Annotated in this window: 17 protein-coding genes; 9 read left to right on the plus strand and 8 right to left on the minus strand. The window is 40.8% G+C overall.

Features of this window, described 5'->3' with window-relative positions; all coding sequences use genetic code 11:
• Positions 1-5: 5 nt before the first annotated feature.
• The 7 genes from P20429_RS15865 to pspF form a co-directional block, all read right to left on the minus strand.
• On the minus strand, positions 6-497 hold the full coding sequence (locus P20429_RS15865; protein ID WP_007580948.1) for a VOC family protein: 492 nt from the start codon (positions 495-497) through the stop codon (positions 6-8).
• Between the two features lie 85 nt (positions 498-582).
• Positions 583-1,344, minus strand: coding sequence for an ATP-binding cassette domain-containing protein (locus P20429_RS15860; RefSeq protein ID WP_007580950.1), 762 nt, complete (start codon positions 1,342-1,344; stop codon positions 583-585).
• Entirely contained in the window at positions 1,344-2,336 is a 993-nt protein-coding gene (locus P20429_RS15855) for an oligopeptide/dipeptide ABC transporter ATP-binding protein (protein ID WP_007580952.1), read from the minus strand. The genes P20429_RS15860 and P20429_RS15855 overlap by 1 nt, the downstream gene beginning before the upstream one ends.
• The gene (locus tag P20429_RS15850; RefSeq protein ID WP_007580954.1) at positions 2,337-3,230 is read right to left on the minus strand and encodes an ABC transporter permease subunit; all 894 of its coding nucleotides are present in this window, start codon (positions 3,228-3,230) and stop codon (positions 2,337-2,339) included.
• Positions 3,217-4,251 carry an ABC transporter permease subunit gene (locus P20429_RS15845; RefSeq protein WP_007580956.1) on the minus strand — a complete coding sequence of 345 codons (1,035 nt, stop codon included), beginning with the start codon at positions 4,249-4,251 and terminating at the stop codon, positions 3,217-3,219. Before P20429_RS15845 ends, P20429_RS15850 begins: the two co-directional genes overlap by 14 nt.
• The gene (locus tag P20429_RS15840; protein ID WP_007580958.1) at positions 4,251-5,858 is read right to left on the minus strand and encodes an ABC transporter substrate-binding protein; all 1,608 of its coding nucleotides are present in this window, start codon (positions 5,856-5,858) and stop codon (positions 4,251-4,253) included. Before P20429_RS15840 ends, P20429_RS15845 begins: the two co-directional genes overlap by 1 nt.
• A gap of 15 nt (positions 5,859-5,873) precedes the next feature.
• A complete protein-coding gene (gene pspF, locus P20429_RS15835) occupies positions 5,874-6,938 on the minus strand; it encodes a phage shock protein operon transcriptional activator (RefSeq protein WP_007580960.1) in 1,065 nt (354 codons plus the stop codon).
• Positions 6,939-7,124: 186 nt separating this feature from the next.
• Here pspF and pspA point away from each other — a divergent pair, with 186 nt between their 5' ends.
• The 9 genes from pspA to P20429_RS15790 all read left to right on the plus strand — a co-directional run bounded on the left by pspA (position 7,125) and on the right by P20429_RS15790 (position 15,377).
• Entirely contained in the window at positions 7,125-7,784 is a 660-nt protein-coding gene (pspA, locus tag P20429_RS15830; RefSeq protein ID WP_002958333.1) for a phage shock protein PspA, read from the plus strand.
• Positions 7,785-7,851: 67 nt separating this feature from the next.
• Entirely contained in the window at positions 7,852-8,085 is a 234-nt protein-coding gene (gene pspB, locus P20429_RS15825; protein ID WP_002958332.1) for an envelope stress response membrane protein PspB, read from the plus strand.
• Positions 8,082-8,483: an envelope stress response membrane protein PspC gene (gene pspC / locus P20429_RS15820; RefSeq protein WP_007580963.1), complete on the plus strand. Its 402-nt coding sequence runs from the start codon at positions 8,082-8,084 to the stop codon at positions 8,481-8,483. The genes pspB and pspC overlap by 4 nt, the downstream gene beginning before the upstream one ends.
• 63 nt (positions 8,484-8,546) lie before the next feature.
• Entirely contained in the window at positions 8,547-9,965 is a 1,419-nt protein-coding gene (locus P20429_RS15815) for a YcjX family protein (RefSeq protein ID WP_007580964.1), read from the plus strand.
• Entirely contained in the window at positions 9,962-10,987 is a 1,026-nt protein-coding gene (locus P20429_RS15810; protein ID WP_007580966.1) for a TIGR01620 family protein, read from the plus strand. The genes P20429_RS15815 and P20429_RS15810 overlap by 4 nt, the downstream gene beginning before the upstream one ends.
• A 454-nt stretch (positions 10,988-11,441) precedes the next feature.
• The gene (gene megL, locus P20429_RS15805; protein ID WP_007580969.1) at positions 11,442-12,623 is read left to right on the plus strand and encodes a methionine gamma-lyase; all 1,182 of its coding nucleotides are present in this window, start codon (positions 11,442-11,444) and stop codon (positions 12,621-12,623) included.
• A 237-nt stretch (positions 12,624-12,860) separates the two neighbouring features.
• On the plus strand, positions 12,861-13,658 hold the full coding sequence (gene phhA / locus P20429_RS15800; RefSeq protein ID WP_002958327.1) for a phenylalanine 4-monooxygenase: 798 nt from the start codon (positions 12,861-12,863) through the stop codon (positions 13,656-13,658).
• A 37-nt stretch (positions 13,659-13,695) separates the two neighbouring features.
• The gene (locus tag P20429_RS15795; protein ID WP_002958326.1) at positions 13,696-14,040 is read left to right on the plus strand and encodes a 4a-hydroxytetrahydrobiopterin dehydratase; all 345 of its coding nucleotides are present in this window, start codon (positions 13,696-13,698) and stop codon (positions 14,038-14,040) included.
• Positions 14,041-14,291: 251 nt separating this feature from the next.
• Entirely contained in the window at positions 14,292-15,377 is a 1,086-nt protein-coding gene (locus P20429_RS15790; protein WP_007580972.1) for a hypothetical protein, read from the plus strand.
• A 131-nt stretch (positions 15,378-15,508) separates the two neighbouring features.
• Here the strand turns inward: P20429_RS15790 and dapD are convergent, their stop codons facing one another.
• Positions 15,509-16,336 (minus strand): 2,3,4,5-tetrahydropyridine-2,6-dicarboxylate N-succinyltransferase, encoded by an 828-nt coding sequence (gene dapD, locus P20429_RS15785; protein ID WP_002958324.1) that lies wholly within the window; start codon positions 16,334-16,336, stop codon positions 15,509-15,511.
• Positions 16,337-16,344: the final 8 nt, after the last annotated feature.

Consider the following 16,344-nt stretch of genomic DNA (forward strand, 5'->3'; position numbering starts at 1 on the left):
TGGTATTAATTACCTCTGGCAATAAACTCAATCCGATTGCCGCTAGGCTCTCTTATCATCATATGTTGGGTTGGACCTTTACCTAAGTTTTCTGGTGCAAACTCTATAGTAATATTATTTTGCATTTCTAAGTGTGTATGTAGCTCGCTTAACTTTTTGATACTTTCTACACTGAGTGCTAAATGGTGTAAGCCCACATTTTCTGCTCGATTAAACTCCACACGTTTTTCATCATTTTTTACGCGCCATAATGTAATGGTTATTTTATTGTTTGATAAAAAATAAGCGGGGTAGGTTGGATCACTTCCTAGCGTTTTAAAACCAAGTACATCAGTAAAAAATGCTTTGGATGCATTTAAGTTTGATACGGTTAAACCTAAATGATCAACGCCACCAACCCAACTTTTAGAGGTAGAGTTTTCGTCAGCTATTGAGGTTGTTGATAGCAGTAGTAACGCTAATGATGAAATGCCTGTGAGTAATGTTTTTTTTAGCATAGATCCTCTTTATGGTTTTAGTTGTTAAATTACGCATTTAACAAAGACCTTCATAAAGGAGATTACATTACACGCTAGGCTGCGTTTAGCAGCTAAGTAATCGCTGCGTTATTTTTGATTGGGGGTTTTGAAAAACATCTTCAGTAGGGCCATATTCAACCACTTCGCCTTTATCGAGTACAACCACAAAATCACTGATGTGGCGCACTAGGCTTAAATGGTGGGTGATCATTACATATGTTAGGCCTGTGTCGCGCTGCAGCTTAAGTAATAAATTCACTATTTGAGCGCGTATAGAAGGGTCTAAAGACGAAACGGCTTCATCAAGCACAATCACCTTAGGATCTAAAATTAATGCACGAGAAAATGCAACACGCTGTAGTTGCCCCACACTAAACATATGCGGGTAGTAGTGTTTATGATCGATTAACAAACCCACCTTTGAAAGCGTTGCATCAATCTTTTCAGTGCGTTCACTAGCATCAAGCTCAGTATTATATTGCAGGCAATCATCAAGCATTTCGCCAATGGTTAATCCCGGGTTGAGCGATGCAGCTGAATCTTGAAAAATCATACGAATATGGCGACATTGATTATCGCGTACGCCATTATCTTCGATAATATTATTCTCGAGCAAAATTTGCCCGCTATCAGCAGTATCAGCTCCAGAAAGTAGTTTTGCTAATGTACTTTTACCTGCACCTGTTTCACCAATTATGGCAATACTTTCGCCTTTACCGACACAAAACGAAATATTTTTAAGTACTTCAAACTTTTTACGTGAAAAAAGCCCAGCTCGCACATTGAATGTTTTTGATAGTGCTTGTACTTTTAGTAGCGGCTGCATTATTTCATGTCCTTAATTAACGGAAAATGGCACGCATAACTATGACCATGATGCTTAGTAAGGGTGGGAGTTACCACGCAGGCTTTTTGTGCTTGCGGACAACGCGGCCCTAGGCGGCAGCCAATAGGCAAATGTTGCAGAGTAGGGATAGTCCCTTTAAGTGCATAAAAAGGTTCTTTATGCGCTAAACCTTGTTCGTAGTCTGGCAAGCTTTTTAGTAATGCTTGCGTGTATGGATGGCGAGGCTGTTTAAATATTTCATGGGTTGGGCCTGCTTCAACCATTTGCCCGCAATATAAAACATGAATGCCATGCGACCAATGTGCAATCTCTTCAAGTTCATGAGAGATCATCAAAATAGACATGTTTTTAAGTTGGTTTAAGCTTTTTAGTAGTCTAAATACTTGTGCGCGAGTTGTGCTCTCAAGTGCTGTAGTTGGCTCATCAGCGATTAATAACTTAGGCGTGCGAGCAATGGCCATCGCAATCATTACTTTTTGACATACGCCCTCTGAGAGCTCATGAGGGTAACTACTTAGTACCGCTTCGTGGTTTTTAATGCCCACCTTATGAATAAGCGCTTTTACTCTGTCTTTTCTCTCGCGGTTGCGCTTTAAAAAGAAACCTTTAGTTGCGATCTCTGGGAGTGTTTCGGCAATTTGGTCAAATATTTTAGCGGTTGGGTCAAGGCAGCGACTTGGATCTTGATAGATCATCGCTATATCTTGGCTTACTATTTTACGGCGTTTCTCTGGACTTAAACGCATTAAGTCTACGCCGCGCCAATGAATACGGTCGGCAGTAATGTCCCAGCGTTCGTTCAATACACCAATAATCGCTTTTGCTATTAGGCTTTTACCAGAGCCAGACTCGCCCACAAGCGCATGTACTTCGCCTTCTTTTAAGCTAAAACTCACTCTGTCTACGGCTCTAATTACAGTTTCAGAGGTACGTAGTTCAATTGTTAAGTTACGAACATCGAGTAATTGCATTTAATCAGCCTTACGTGCTTTTAGCACTTGTCGCAGGCCATCGCCTACTAAATTAGTAGATAACACGGCTAAAAATAACAGTATACCAGGTAGCGCTACAGTCCACGGTGCTAAATAAATGAGGCCTAGGTTTTCGGCTAATATTGCGCCCCATTCGGTCGTCGGTGGCTGAGCCCCTAATTTTAAAAATCCCAGTGCTGAAATATCTAATATAGCGGTAGAAAGCGCCATCGTGAATATAACCACAATATGCTCATAAATATTAGGAAAAATACCACGCGATATAATATGCCAATTAGACGCACCATCTAGTCTAAACGCAGTAATGTAATCTTTACTTAATTCATCAACAATCAGGTTACGCACTGAGTGAATAAACTGCGGCAGTAATGCTAAAATAATTGCCCATACCGTATTCATTAAACCCGGGCCGAGTATGGCGATTATTATTATTGCCAGTAACAAAGAAGGAATAGAAAGCGTTATATCAAGTAAGTGATTTAAAAAGCTTGAACGCAGCCCTTTACTAATCCCTGCAAAAGTACCCACTAACACACCAAAAATAGTCGTGATTAGGGCGGCTACAACAGAGAGGCCAAACGTATACGTAGCACCATTCATTAAGCGTGAGAGTACATCACGGCCTAAATCATCGGTACCTAAAAGAAAGCGTACATCGCCCATTTCTCGCCACGATGGCGGAATAAGCAGTGCATCAGTGTGTTGTTGGTTTACACCATACGGGGCTAAAAAAGGAGCGGTGGCGGCTAATAGTGCAAACGCCATAAATATCCATAAACCAACCAAAGCAGGGTGGTTATTTTTAAACTTTCGCCAAAATCGCGCCAGTGGCGATTTATTCGACTCTTCAGAAAATAAATTAAACTTTGCCATGGGCCTGATTCCGCGAGAGTGGATCGAATAAAGTGTAAGTAAGCTCAGCTGTAATAGAAGCTAAAATAACAAATAAAGACACTGCCATTAACCCGCCTTGAATTGCAGGAAAGTCACGCTGATAAATACTATCGATTAACCATCGGCCAATACCCGGCCACGAAAAAATAACTTCGGTAATCATCGCAAGCGTTATTAGCGTACTAAATTGCAAACCAATTTGCTTAATTACCGGCAGTAATGCATTACGCAGTGCATGGTGCATGATAAGTTGGCGGCGGTTAAGGCCTTTTGCCCTAGCTGTTTTAATAAAGTTTTGATCCATTACTTTAAGCATAGACTCGCGAGTAAAGCGCACTAATACAGTGGTTGGATACATAGCCAGTACAATAGTCGGAAGTGTTAAATGGCGCAGCGCATCAACAAAGGCCATTCCTTTATATGGAAAGCCAGCCAGTGCAATATCAATTAAAATAAAACCAGTACTGGCGGGTATTTCGTAAAGGAGCCCCATTCTTCCCGACATAGGAAACCAGCCAAGCTTTAATGAAAAAACCATTATTAATAACAATGCGAGCCAAAATACAGGCATTGAATAACCCACCATAGTGGTAGAGTTTATAAGCTTGTCGGGCCAACGTTTATGATAGCCAGAGCCTAAAATGCCAGTCGGTACACCAATAACAACCGATACTATTAATGCGTACACGCTTAGCTCTAAAGTAGCCGGTAGCAAATCAACAATATGGCTAAACACACTATTGCCAGAGGCAAACGAAAGCCCCCAATCACCCTGAAATATTCGCCCTAAAAAGGCAATGTATTGCATAAAGTAATTGCTGTTATATAAATATTTGTCTTCAAGCTCACTATGCTGTGCAAAGTTACTACTTGGTATGCCACTTAAATTACTTAGCGGGTCACCGGGAAATAAATACGCCAGTGAAAACGTAAATACGCTGAGCATCAGTATCATAAAAAAGAATAAACCAAGGCGACGTAAAATATAATCTAAGATCATTATTTTTTCCTCGCATTGGCAAGCGAAATAGCACCAAACGGGCCAAGTGTTATACCTTCCACATCGGCGCTACTCGCTTGAAAGCGCAGGCCATGAGCAATAGGTAACAACGGCAGCTCTTGAATAATTAAGCTTTGTGCGTCTTCGTAGTATTTTTTACGTTTGTTTAAATCAGTGGTGTCTAGCGCTTGAGTGAGCAATAAGTCAAATTGGGGATTACACCAGTTTGCTGGGTTTTTACCACTAAAAGTAGCGGTGCAACTTAGCAGTGGGCTAAAAAAGTTATCAGGGTCGGGTGTATCTGCGGCCCAACCAAGTAATACACTGTCGTGCCTGTGCTCGCCAATACGTTGAATAAACGTGTTCCACTCATATTCTACAATGCTTACATTAACGCCCACTTTGCGTAAATCACTTTGCATAAGCTCAGCCATTTTACGCGCGTTAGGGTTATAAATACGACTCACCGGCATAGCCCATATCGTCATATCAAAGCCATCAGGTAAGCCTGCTTCAATTAGTAACTTTTTAGCAAGTTCTGGATCAAACGTAGGTATATCTTCTTGTGGTTCAAACGCCCAAGAGGTTGGCGGCAAAATAGATTGTGCGCGAGTACCATTACCGTAATAAACCGCCTGCATTATTTTATCTACATCTATTGCATGCGCGAGTGCTCGGCGTACGCGCAAGTCGTCAAACGGGGCACGTTCTGTATTAAACGCCCAATAACCTATGTTTAAGTTCGTTTCTTTTTCAACGTTTATATCATCACGTTGCGCTAAAATACTCAATTGCGCACTACTTGGATGAGCCGTTACATCGCACTCTTTAGTCAGCATTTTTGCTATACGCGTAGTGCCGTTAGGGGTTATGTCGTAAACCAATTGTTCAAGTGCAACGTCGTGCTTCCAATAAAGTGGATTACGGTAAAAGCGTACAAGGTGATCTCGGCGGTATTCTTTATAAATATAGGGACCAGTGCCAATAGGGTACTGATCAAATAAGTTTTCTTCGTTTTTTTTCTTAAGTTCCATGGCGTATTCTTCTGAAAGCACCACGGCAAAGTCAGTGGCCATATTAGCTAAAAAGCTGCTTTCAGGATTAAACAGTTCAAAACGCACTTGGTAGTCAGACACGCGCACAATTTTACGAATGAGTTGATCAATCCCCACACTTTGAAAATACGGGTAATTGGCATCGCCCACAAAGTGATATGGATTGTATACATCGAATAATCGGCTAAAGGTGAATATAACGTCGTCGGCGTTAAAATCCCGCGATGGGGTAAAATAAGAAGTTGTATGAAACTTTACATCTTTACGCAAGGTAAAGGTAACCGATTTACCATCTTTACTAATTTTCCAATCGGTTGCTAACTCACTTTGAAATTCTGCCGTAACAGGGTCAATGCTAATTAAACGGTCGTATAATTGGTTAGCAATTATATCAATAGTTGAACCGGTGGTCGTGACTTGCGGATTAAACGACACAGGGTTAGCTTCAGCGCAATAAACTAAGCCTTGGTTTTTTTCTTCTATGATTTCTTCTTTGCTATCAAGGCAACCAACTAAAGTGGTGGCAAGCAAAACAAGTAATAATTTATGCACCCGCATAACCTCTGACTATTGTTGATCCAACAAGTTGTATTTTTTAAGATAACCACGTAATTGATGATACGTTAAACCAAGTACTTCTGCAGTTTTCTTTTGATTAAATTGGCTATGTTCGAGCGCTTTATTAATCATGTTTATTTCAAAGTCGTTTGAGCGCTCTTTTAAGCTGCACGGAAATTGAATATCGACGGCTATATTACTGCTTACTTGAGCAATCGGCGGCGCAACAACAATAGGCTCGGCATTAACAGTTTGAGCCGCTATAGGTGCTTTAATGCGCGCTTTTGGTCTAAATGGGCTATCGAATGGGTCTAAAATAATCTGGTGAACGGGGATATGTTCACTACCGTGGCGATACAAACTGCGTTCAACCACATTTTTAAGTTCACGAATATTACCAGGCCAATCATAACTAAGCAGTGTTTCTGTTGCGCTTCGGGTAAAACCGCTAAACAGTTCCCACTCTAAATCGCGCGCCATATTCATCGCAAACTGCTCAGCAAGAAGCATAATATCGTCTTGGCGTTCGCGCAGTGGCGGCAGGGTAATTACATCAAAGGCAAGGCGATCGAGTAAGTCACTTCTAAATTCACCTTGCTCAGCTAAATAAGGAAGATCTTCGTTTGTAGCACACACTAAGCGTGTATCTACTTTTACAGTTTGTTTGCCGCCAACACGTTCAAACTCACCGTATTCTATAACTCGCAGCAGTTTTTCTTGTACCATAGCTGAGGTATTAGCTAATTCATCTAAAAACAGTGTGCCGCTGTTAGCGCGTTCAAAACGACCTTCGTGGCGTTTGCTTGCCCCCGTAAAAGCACCGCTTTCGTGGCCAAACAATTCACTTTCGAGTAAGTTTTCGTTAAGCGCTGCACAGTTAAGTTTTACGTAGTTTTGATCCCAACGCTTAGATAAAAAGTGTAAGCGTGCTGCTATTAGCTCTTTACCTGTGCCGCGTTCACCAATAATAAGTACCGGTTTATCTAAATTAGCCAGTTGCGATACCTGATCTAATACAGACAGAAAGCTATCTGATTGGCCGAGTAAATTATCCTGTTGGCGATATTGGCTCATATTTCCTAACTCTTGGTCATTTTTACTAACAGTTAGTGTATTTCATAAGTAGGGATAACTAAAGAAATTTGTATATTTAGTTTAACGTAATGAAAATAAAGTGTATTTTAACTTTTAAAAAGTTGGCAAGCATATTGATACTAGTTATAGCAGACTAACTAAGTTTTAATTACAGAGGTAAATGTTATGGGAATTTTTTCACGTTTTGCAGATATTGTTAATTCTAATATCAACGCCATTTTAGATAAAGCAGAAGACCCAGAAAAAATGGTTCGTCTGATTATTCAAGAAATGGAAGACACGCTTGTTGAAGTACGCTCTACATCAGCTAAAACATTGGCTGAGAAAAAAGAAATTGTACGCCGCTTAGATACGCTTAAAGCACAAGTAAGCGATTGGCAAGATAAAGCCGAACTGGCTTTAAGTAAAGACCGAGACGATTTAGCGCGTTCAGCCCTACTTGAAAAGCAAAAGTCGGCAGATGCCGTTGCTTCAGTCGCTAGTGAACTTGAACATGTAGAGTCTCATATTGAGAAACTACAGCAAGAAGTAACGACACTACAAGAAAAGCTAGCAGATGCGAAATCTCGTCAAAAGGCAATTATACTTCGCCAACGTTCGGCTGAGTCGCGCCTTGAAGTGAAAAAGACACTTGATAGCTCAAAAGTAGAAGACGCACTTAATCGCTTTGAACGTTACGAAACTAAAATTGATGGACTAGAATCTCAAATTGAGTCTTACGATTTAGGTAAAAAGACGTTAGCGGACGAAATTGCTAATCTACAAAAAAATGAAAAGATAGATGATGAGCTAGCCGAACTTAAAAAGAAGTTAGCTGATAAATAATTTATAAAGGGGCACTCAAAGTGCCCCACTGCTTAAAAACATCAAAACGGATTGTCAGGAGAGGATTATGTTTGATTCAGACGTAATAATTGTACCATTTGTTATATTTATGATTTTTGTTGCCCCGCTGTGGTTAATTTTACATTACCGTAGCAAAAAACAAGTAAGCCAAGGTTTAAGTGAACACGAACATCGCCAGTTACTTGAGCTTGCACATAAAGCCGAAAAAATGGCAGACAGGGTTGAAACACTTGAAGCATTACTTGATCAAGAGTCACCACAATGGAGACGCAAAGTATGAGTGCCAAACGCGAATTATTAAGAGACCCACAACGCGGTAAAATAGCCGGAGTATGTGCGGGATTAAGTGACTACTTTAATATGGAGTTATGGTTAGTTCGCATTATATTTGTTAGTGCGGTACTGCTAACGGGTGGCCCATTATTTGTGGTAGCGTATATTGCAGCCTGGTTCATTTTAGATAAAAAAGAGCCCGCAACAGTGCAAACTAAAAGCTCAACTAAAACTGACGATCCGCTAGAAGTAAAATTTAAAGTATGGCAAAAGGGCGAACCACCGCGCCGCGCATTGCAAGATTTAAAAGAGCGTTTAACGCGTGTAGATACTCGCCTTCAAGATATGGAGCGCCATGTAACTTCAAGCGAGTTTACGGTGAGCCGTGAAATTAACAAACTTTAAAGGATTTAATAGCACCTTATTTGCAGCGTGATAAATTACGGCAAATTAGGTGCAAGACACTTTATGAGCCAATCATTTGCAAAAAAGACCTTTAAAAGTATTAAAGGCAAAGCACAAAAAGCCCTTCATCGCAGTTTAGACCAACACGTAAAGCTTGCCGTAACTGGCCTAAGTGGTAGTGGTAAAACAGCCTTTATTACCGCGCTTGTTAAACACTTAACAACCCAAGCGGACGATAAAAACTTACCTTTTTTTGATGTAATGCGCGAGCACCGCCATGTGGCCACTAAAGTTGTGCCGCAAGAGGCGTTAAAAGTCCCTACGTTTAATTATACGCGCGCGCTAAATTCATTATTACCAAGCGATGGGATGCCTACATGGCCTGCATCAACCGAGCGGATTAATACGCTGCGCTTGGCAATAAAGTATCAAAGTAATGCAGGGCTGCGCGGCCACTTTTCGCCGCAATCAACGCTTTATTTAGATATTATTGACTACCCGGGTGAATGGCTCCTTGATTTACCTATGCTTGAGCAAAGCTATGCTCAATGGTGCGAGCAGCAATATCCGTTATTAACTCAGCCTTCGCGCGCAAACACATCAAGTGATTTTTTAATGGCCGTTGAGCAACTTGACTTAAACGCTCCCGTTGATGAAAACGCACTTGCCCATATTGCTCAGCTTTATCAAAGCATGTTAGTCGGGCTTAAAAAAGACACCAAACTTGCCATGTTACAACCTGGGCGCATGCTAATGCCTGGCGACTTACAAGGCGCGCCATTGTTATTGTTTTTTCCGGTATCGGGTAAAGTAAATAGTGACGATGTCGTTGCGGGTTCTAATTTAGCGCATTTAATTAAGCGCTTTAACGCCTATATAAAAGAAGTTGTAAAACCATTTTATAATGAGCACTTTAGGCACTTTGATCGCCAAATCGTACTTGTAGATGTACTTAGTGCGCTAAACGAAGGGCACGAAACACTCCAAGAGCAAAGCAGTGTAATAAACCAATTACTCGCACACTTTAATTACGGTGAGTCGGGCTTTTTTAAACGTTTATTTAAGCCCAACATAGACAAAATATTATTTGCAGCTAATAAATCAGATCATATAAGTGCTAAGCACCATAAAGATTTAGCACTGCTACTTGATTCGCTCGTGCATGAGCAAAGTAATCATTTAAAGTTTGATGGTGTAAAAATAGAAACCATGGCCATGTCTTCAATTACAGCAACGCAACCGCGCCAAATTACCGACAAAGGCCAAACGCTTGACTGTATTTACGGCAAACCATTACACGAGCCTGATTGGCTTACGTATTTACCGCCGCAACCTCCCTCGCGGATGCTTAATAAAAATGAGTGGCCAGCACAGGGATTTGAATTTTTATCGTTTTCTCCAATGCCGAGCCCCGATAAACAACTCAAACATATTCGATTAGATCATGTCATGCAGTACCTGCTAGGAGACAAATTAACATGAGTGAGTCAAACCAACCATTTCAAGCAGGGCGTCGCATAGATACGCAAAGCATTGAGCAAAACGAACCCGTTTTAGCACCTGCAAAAATTATTCAGCACGGACAAAGTGATTACGAAGAACTTGAAGATGAAGCACTAGAGCCAGAAATAGATCTAGAACCTGTGTACAAAAAGTCAAAGTGGCAAACGCTTAAAGGTGTTTTTGCTATTAGTTTTATAGTGCTGGTGCTTTTAGAGTTTGCATACTCGTTATTATTTGCTTTCGAGCAGTCAATTATTTTAGGCAGTGTTTATTTAACCGCGGTTGTAAGTGGCGTGCTGCTAATAGGGCGCTTATTGTGGCGAGAGTACCGAATGCTGCGCAGTTTAAAGCGTAACCAATTGCACCGAGTTGAAGCCGACAGGCTTTTAAACAGCGAGCAAGTAGGCGGTGCATTACCTTGGCTTGAAAAGCTTAATAAACACCAGGAGCTTGATAACTTTGAAACCTTTAAAAACCAAGTAGCGACGCATCACAGTGACAAAGAAATAATGACGCTGTACGCCAATAGTTTATTAATAACCCAAGACACCAAAGCTAAAAAGCTTATAAATCGTTTTGCGACTGAATCTGCACTGCTAGTTGCCCTAAGCCCACTGGCGCTGGTGGATATGATGGCTGTGCTTTGGCGCGGAACTAAGTTAATAGAACAAATTGGTAAAATTTATGGCATTGGTTTTGGCTACGCGAGCCGTATAAAGCTGTACCGTATGCTGATAAAACAAGTAATGTTTGTAGGCAGTGCTGAGCTTGTATCTGACCTTGCTGCAACTGCACTGAGTGCTGAGCTTTTAGGTAAGCTTTCGGGGCGGGCAGCGCAAGGGGTCAGTGCCGGTATTTTTACAGCGCGTATTGGTTACAAAGCAATGGAGCTTAGTCGCCCATTACCACGGCTTGAAAACAAACGCAGCTTACTAAAAGGCACTGTGCAAAGCATCGCAGGTAAAATTATGAGCCGTAAAAAGGCTGAACCAACACACTAGGGTCTGTTGAACTTTCTAGGTTAAATTTGCAGCAGTCTGTTTGGTATTTAGGCAAGGCAGAGCCTATGTAGTGTGGTTATTCCCCATAAATGGGTGATAACGTAGCATTAATGCTAAACAGGCGCTGCCCGTTGGGTTCTTTCTAGGGACGATAAACTCTTTGTTGCCTACATGGATGTAGGTAAGGGGCGTGAGCAGGACGCGGAAGCTTTGCTCGATTTTTACTTAGCCCACTAGGTTACAAACCTCGCGCCGCGATTTAATCGCCCCTAGATTGAACAAATTTCAATCCGCAAAGGTCAACACGCCCTGGTGGCAATATTTGTGTACAAACGTGCGCTGCACGGTTTTTACACAAATAGCCATCTGAGCATCCGGCATGCTTGCTGTTTGTAAGCGCATACGTTTTGATTGTTGAATCGCAAAAACATAATAATCAAAAAATGAGCCTACAATGAGCAAGCATCATATAAACACCCAGTGTATTCACGGACCACAAAAAGCAAACGACCCGCACGGCGCACTCACTTCTCCTTTGTATCAAACCTCTACCTTTCATTTTGAAAATGCCGCACAAGGTGCTGCGCGTTTTGCAGGCGACGAACCTGGCTATATTTATACGCGTTTAGGAAACCCCACAACCACAGAGCTTGAGCAAAAAGTTGCTCAACTAGAGAGTTGTGAAGCAGCTGCTGCAACCGCAACAGGTATGGGGGCTGTATCTGCCTCAGTACTGAGCTTTTTATCGCAGGGAGATCATCTTGTTGCCTCAAGTGCTTTGTATGGTTGTACCTTTGCGTTTTTCTCGCATATGTTGCCGCGCTGGGGAATCGAAGTCACTTTTGTTGATATGACCAACGAGGACGAACTACGCGCTGCCATCAAACCTAATTCAAAAATGATATTTGTAGAAACGCCAATCAACCCCACTATGGCGGTTATTGATTTGGCACTTATTGGCGCAGTTGCTAAAGAGCACAATTTAATTAGTGTGGTCGACAACACCTTTTTAACACCGCTACTGCAATCGCCTAAAAAATACGGTATCGACATTATAATGCACAGTGCGACCAAGTACTTAAACGGCCACGGAGACGTAGTTGCCGGTATTGTATGTGGATCGCTTGAGCACATAACACACATTAAAATGACCGTACTAAAAGACATTGGTGCAACCATAAGCCCGCACGACGCATGGCTAATTAATCGAGGTCTAAAAACACTCGCCATTAGAATAGAGCGCCATTGTCAAAGCGCACAAACGATAGCCGAATATCTAGAAGCGCACCCACAAGTAAGCACCGTATATTACCCGGGGCTTAAATCGCACCCAGGTTATAAGTTTATTGGTAACCAAATGAAAGCCGCTGGTGGTGTTATTGCGTTTGAAATAAAAGGCACGCTACAAGATGGCGCACAATTTATTGATAGTATGAAACTTTGTACACTTGCAGTAAGCCTAGGCGACGCTGAAACACTGATTCAGCATCCTGCATCTATGACTCACTCGCCTTATACGCCAGAGGAGCGAGCCGCCGCTGGAATAAGTGATGGGCTGATCAGACTCTCGGTTGGGCTTGAAGATGTTAACGACATTATTAGTGATTTAAACCAAGCTTTTACTAAAATTGGTTAGGTGTAATTAATTATATACACATAAAAACAAGCTACAGGCCTTTGTTTAAAGGTCTGTATTTTTATTGTGCCACTAGTGTAATTTTAACTTTACGATTGTGGTGATCGCGCCAAATACTGATGTTAGCCTATCTATTAAACTTTTCTTCACTTTTGCATAGTATGGGGTCATTCGATATTCAATAGGTTTGAGTATCACACTGACACCGATTTAGGGCTCACACCCAAGAAGGTACTTATGGCTAAAGCAAGTAAATACACATCCAAAACACCAGACGAAAATGGTGTTATACACTGGAGTGATGAAGAAAATAAAATTTGGTCTGAGCTTGTAGCGCGCCAACTTGCATGCATTGAAGGCAAAGCCTGCAACGAGTACATGCAAGGGTTAAAAAAGATTAACCTGCCGCACGATCGTATTCCGCAGTTAAGCGAACTAAATGAAGTGTTACTAGCCACTACCGGTTGGCAAGTTGCACCAGTACCTGCGCTTATCGACTTTGATGAGTTTTTTAGATTACTGGCAAACAAGCAGTTTCCGGTAGCTACATTTATTCGTAGCCGCGAAGAATTTGACTACCTACAAGAGCCAGATATTTTTCATGAAATATTTGGCCACTGCGCCATGCTAACTAATCCTGACTTTGCCGAGTTTACACACAAGTACGGGCAATTAGGTTACGCAGCGCAGAAAAAGGACCGTGTATACCTTGCGCGTATATACTGGTTTACAGTCGAATTTGGTTTAATGCAAACCGAAGACGGTCTGCGTATTTACGGCGGCGGCATTTTATCAAGCCCAGGTGAAACTCAGTACGTATACTCAAATACGCCAGAAATCAGCCCAATGAATGTGCTTGATGTACTGCGTACGCCGTACCGTATTGATATTATGCAACCACAGTACTACACCATAAATTCGATTCATGATCTGTTTGATATATCGCAAATGGATATTATGACTTTGGTTGAGCGAGCTAAAGAGCTTGGTTTGCACGACCCAAAATTTCCACCAAAAGAAAAATTAGCCAGTTAAATATTAATGCTAAAAAAGCTAAAAGTAAGGATTTAGAATGTCTTCATTAAGTGCACAAAAATGCGAAGCCTGTCATGTAGATGCGCCAAAAGTATCTGACGAAGAGTTAGCGCAATTAATTACTAAAATCCCAGACTGGGTACCAGAAGTACGCGACGGCATTATGCAGCTAGAGCGTGTTTATAAATTTAAAAACTTCAAACAGGCTATCGCGTTTACTAACAAAGTAGGCGACATGGCAGAAGACGAAGGCCATCACCCCGGTTTATTAACCGAGTGGGGCAAAGTAACGGTTACATGGTGGAGCCATTCAATTAAAGGCCTACACAAAAACGATTTTATTTGCGCAGCTAAAACAGACGACGTATTTAACGCGCTGTAAACCACACTAATTGAGCAAACCAACAAAAGCACTTATTTTATAAGTGCTTTTTTGGTTTTGGAGTGGTTATTAGCGTAGGTTGGGTAGAGTGAAACGAAACCCAACGAATCTTTAATGAACTTATTTACCTCGGTGCTTTTTTACCACCAATACTTTCTTTCGACCTAGATTAAAAAATTCCTTTTTTATTTATACGTTTATATTTTTAGTGATATTTTAGAGTTAATAACGAGCTTCAGAGTGAAAATTTAATGATAAAGGTGATCAAGGATGACAAGATTTCTGACTTTAGAGATCTAGTAAATTCCAATTCAAGTTTTGTTTATAAGTCTTATAATAACAAAAATGATAAAAATCAATGGAATATAATTTGTTCTTGTATGGATTGGATCACTGTATCGATTAGGTATTTACAATATCCTCCAGGATTAGAGGAAAATATTGATATGCGTGTTATGCAGATGTTTTCTTTAATTTCTGCGATAGATCTTGTTTCAGAATCAATAACCCAACTACACCGAGTGTTTATAAACCCAAAGACTTTACCTTTCTCTGGTGAAAAAGAATGTTTTACAAATCGTTTATTTGACGAGGATGATAACAGTTATTTCAAATCGATAAGAGCCTCATTTGGCGCGCATCCAGTAAACTTAAATCATACAGATTGTAAAAGATTTGCTAGTTGGCCTTACGATAACCACATGGAGAATGGTGAACTTACTGTTAATTTATATAGTAATAAAGTGGGTGAGAGTGATTTAGTTATGGTTCTTAACTCTAACGAGCTGTTTTGCTTTCTTCTTAGGAGGTATGACTATCTAGATGTTTTATCTCAAGCAATAACAAAATTATTTAACGATTTTAAGCTGAATTTAACTAGGCAACCTATAGAGGCTAAATCATCCAATTTAGAACAGTTATATATTTTAAAAAACGAGTCTGAGATAAGGTTAAACAATGATTATTATAATGATGTTATTGATAATTTAATTATGGTTTACGAAGCAGAACCTTTAGAGACAAATCTAGAAATTAAAGCTACCAATTATAGAAAGTCACTAGAGCCATTAATTGATGAAATAAAAATAAACCTTCAATTAATGAATATTATAGATTTAGATAATGATGGGCTTCTTGAACCCAAGTCAGATCTCAGTCGAAAGCTAAGTTATGAGTTAGGGAAGTTTTACAGTTGGCTGCATGAGAATCGCTATGATCCATTAGCTAATTATTACTTAAAAAGATTTAATAAAGAAACAGACTACATGTATGACTTTAAGATAGAAGATCCAGTTAATACGTTATTTATTAAGACAAAAGTAATGCTACTTGATTGAGAGTTTATTGCCATAAACAAAAAAGCCCTAAGCCAAAGGGCTTAGAGCTTTCTATATACAATTAAAGTTTAGCTAAAACACTTAACTTCAAAGTATCGTTGGGTTTCGTTTCACTCAACCCAACCTACGTGTCACTCATCAATTGAGCGTAGTAGGGCGTTGATGCCTACTTTTTCACGTGTTTGCTTATCTACTTTTTTCACGATAATTGCAGCGTAAAGGCTGTGAGTACCATCTTTTGACGGTAGTGCGCCTGGTACAACTACTGCACCTGCTGGTACGCGGCCGTAGTGAATTTCGCCAGTTTCGCGGTCGTAAATACGGGTGCTTTGGCTGATGTAAACGCCCATTGAAATTACTGCGCCTTCTTCAACAATTACGCCTTCAACAATTTCAGAACGTGCGCCAATAAAGCAGTTGTCTTCAATGATAGTTGGATTAGCTTGTAGAGGCTCTAAAACACCGCCTATGCCTACGCCACCTGATAAATGTACGTTCTTACCAATTTGTGCACATGAGCCTACAGTCGCCCACGTATCAACCATGGTGCCGTCGTCAACGTATGCGCCAATGTTTACGTACGATGGCATAAGTACGACGTTTTTACCTACAAAGCTGCCTTTACGCGCTACAGCGTTTGGTACTACACGCATACCGCCTTGTTGAAATTGCTCTGGCGTATAGTCGCTAAATTTAAGTGGTACTTTGTCGTAAAACTGGTTTACACCGTCGTTCATTGGTTGGTTGTCGCGAATACGAAACGACAGTAATACTGCTTTTTTAAGCCACTGGTGTACAACCCATTCACCCGATATTTTTTCAGCAACGCGTGCTGCGCCGCTATCAAGTAAATCAAGTGCGTCAATAATGGCTTGCTTTACGTCGCTTGATACTGTGCTTGGGCTAATGCTATCGCGGTTGTCCCATGCGTTTTCGATCATCGTTTTTAAATCTGACATGTGTGTCC

Source organism: Pseudoalteromonas sp. BSi20429 (assembly GCF_000238895.1).
Taxonomy (GTDB): domain Bacteria; phylum Pseudomonadota; class Gammaproteobacteria; order Enterobacterales; family Alteromonadaceae; genus Pseudoalteromonas; species Pseudoalteromonas arctica.

Bases quoted from the DNA above. Each gene is read 5' to 3' on its own strand.
- P20429_RS15865 (WP_007580948.1), bottom strand. From the start codon at position 497: ATGCTAAAAAAAACATTACTCACAGGCATTTCATCATTAGCGTTACTA.
- P20429_RS15860 (WP_007580950.1), bottom strand. From the start codon at position 1,344: ATGCAGCCGCTACTAAAAGTACAAGCACTATCAAAAACATTCAATGTG.
- P20429_RS15855 (WP_007580952.1), bottom strand. From the start codon at position 2,336: ATGCAATTACTCGATGTTCGTAACTTAACAATTGAACTACGTACCTCT.
- P20429_RS15850 (WP_007580954.1), bottom strand. From the start codon at position 3,230: ATGGCAAAGTTTAATTTATTTTCTGAAGAGTCGAATAAATCGCCACTG.
- P20429_RS15845 (WP_007580956.1), bottom strand. From the start codon at position 4,251: ATGATCTTAGATTATATTTTACGTCGCCTTGGTTTATTCTTTTTTATG.
- pspF (WP_007580960.1), bottom strand. From the start codon at position 6,938: ATGAGCCAATATCGCCAACAGGATAATTTACTCGGCCAATCAGATAGC.
- pspA (WP_002958333.1), top strand. From the start codon at position 7,125: ATGGGAATTTTTTCACGTTTTGCAGATATTGTTAATTCTAATATCAAC.
- pspB (WP_002958332.1), top strand. From the start codon at position 7,852: ATGTTTGATTCAGACGTAATAATTGTACCATTTGTTATATTTATGATT.
- pspC (WP_007580963.1), top strand. From the start codon at position 8,082: ATGAGTGCCAAACGCGAATTATTAAGAGACCCACAACGCGGTAAAATA.
- P20429_RS15815 (WP_007580964.1), top strand. From the start codon at position 8,547: ATGAGCCAATCATTTGCAAAAAAGACCTTTAAAAGTATTAAAGGCAAA.
- P20429_RS15810 (WP_007580966.1), top strand. From the start codon at position 9,962: ATGAGTGAGTCAAACCAACCATTTCAAGCAGGGCGTCGCATAGATACG.
- megL (WP_007580969.1), top strand. From the start codon at position 11,442: ATGAGCAAGCATCATATAAACACCCAGTGTATTCACGGACCACAAAAA.
- phhA (WP_002958327.1), top strand. From the start codon at position 12,861: ATGGCTAAAGCAAGTAAATACACATCCAAAACACCAGACGAAAATGGT.
- P20429_RS15795 (WP_002958326.1), top strand. From the start codon at position 13,696: ATGTCTTCATTAAGTGCACAAAAATGCGAAGCCTGTCATGTAGATGCG.
- P20429_RS15790 (WP_007580972.1), top strand. From the start codon at position 14,292: ATGATAAAGGTGATCAAGGATGACAAGATTTCTGACTTTAGAGATCTA.
- dapD (WP_002958324.1), bottom strand. From the start codon at position 16,336: ATGTCAGATTTAAAAACGATGATCGAAAACGCATGGGACAACCGCGAT.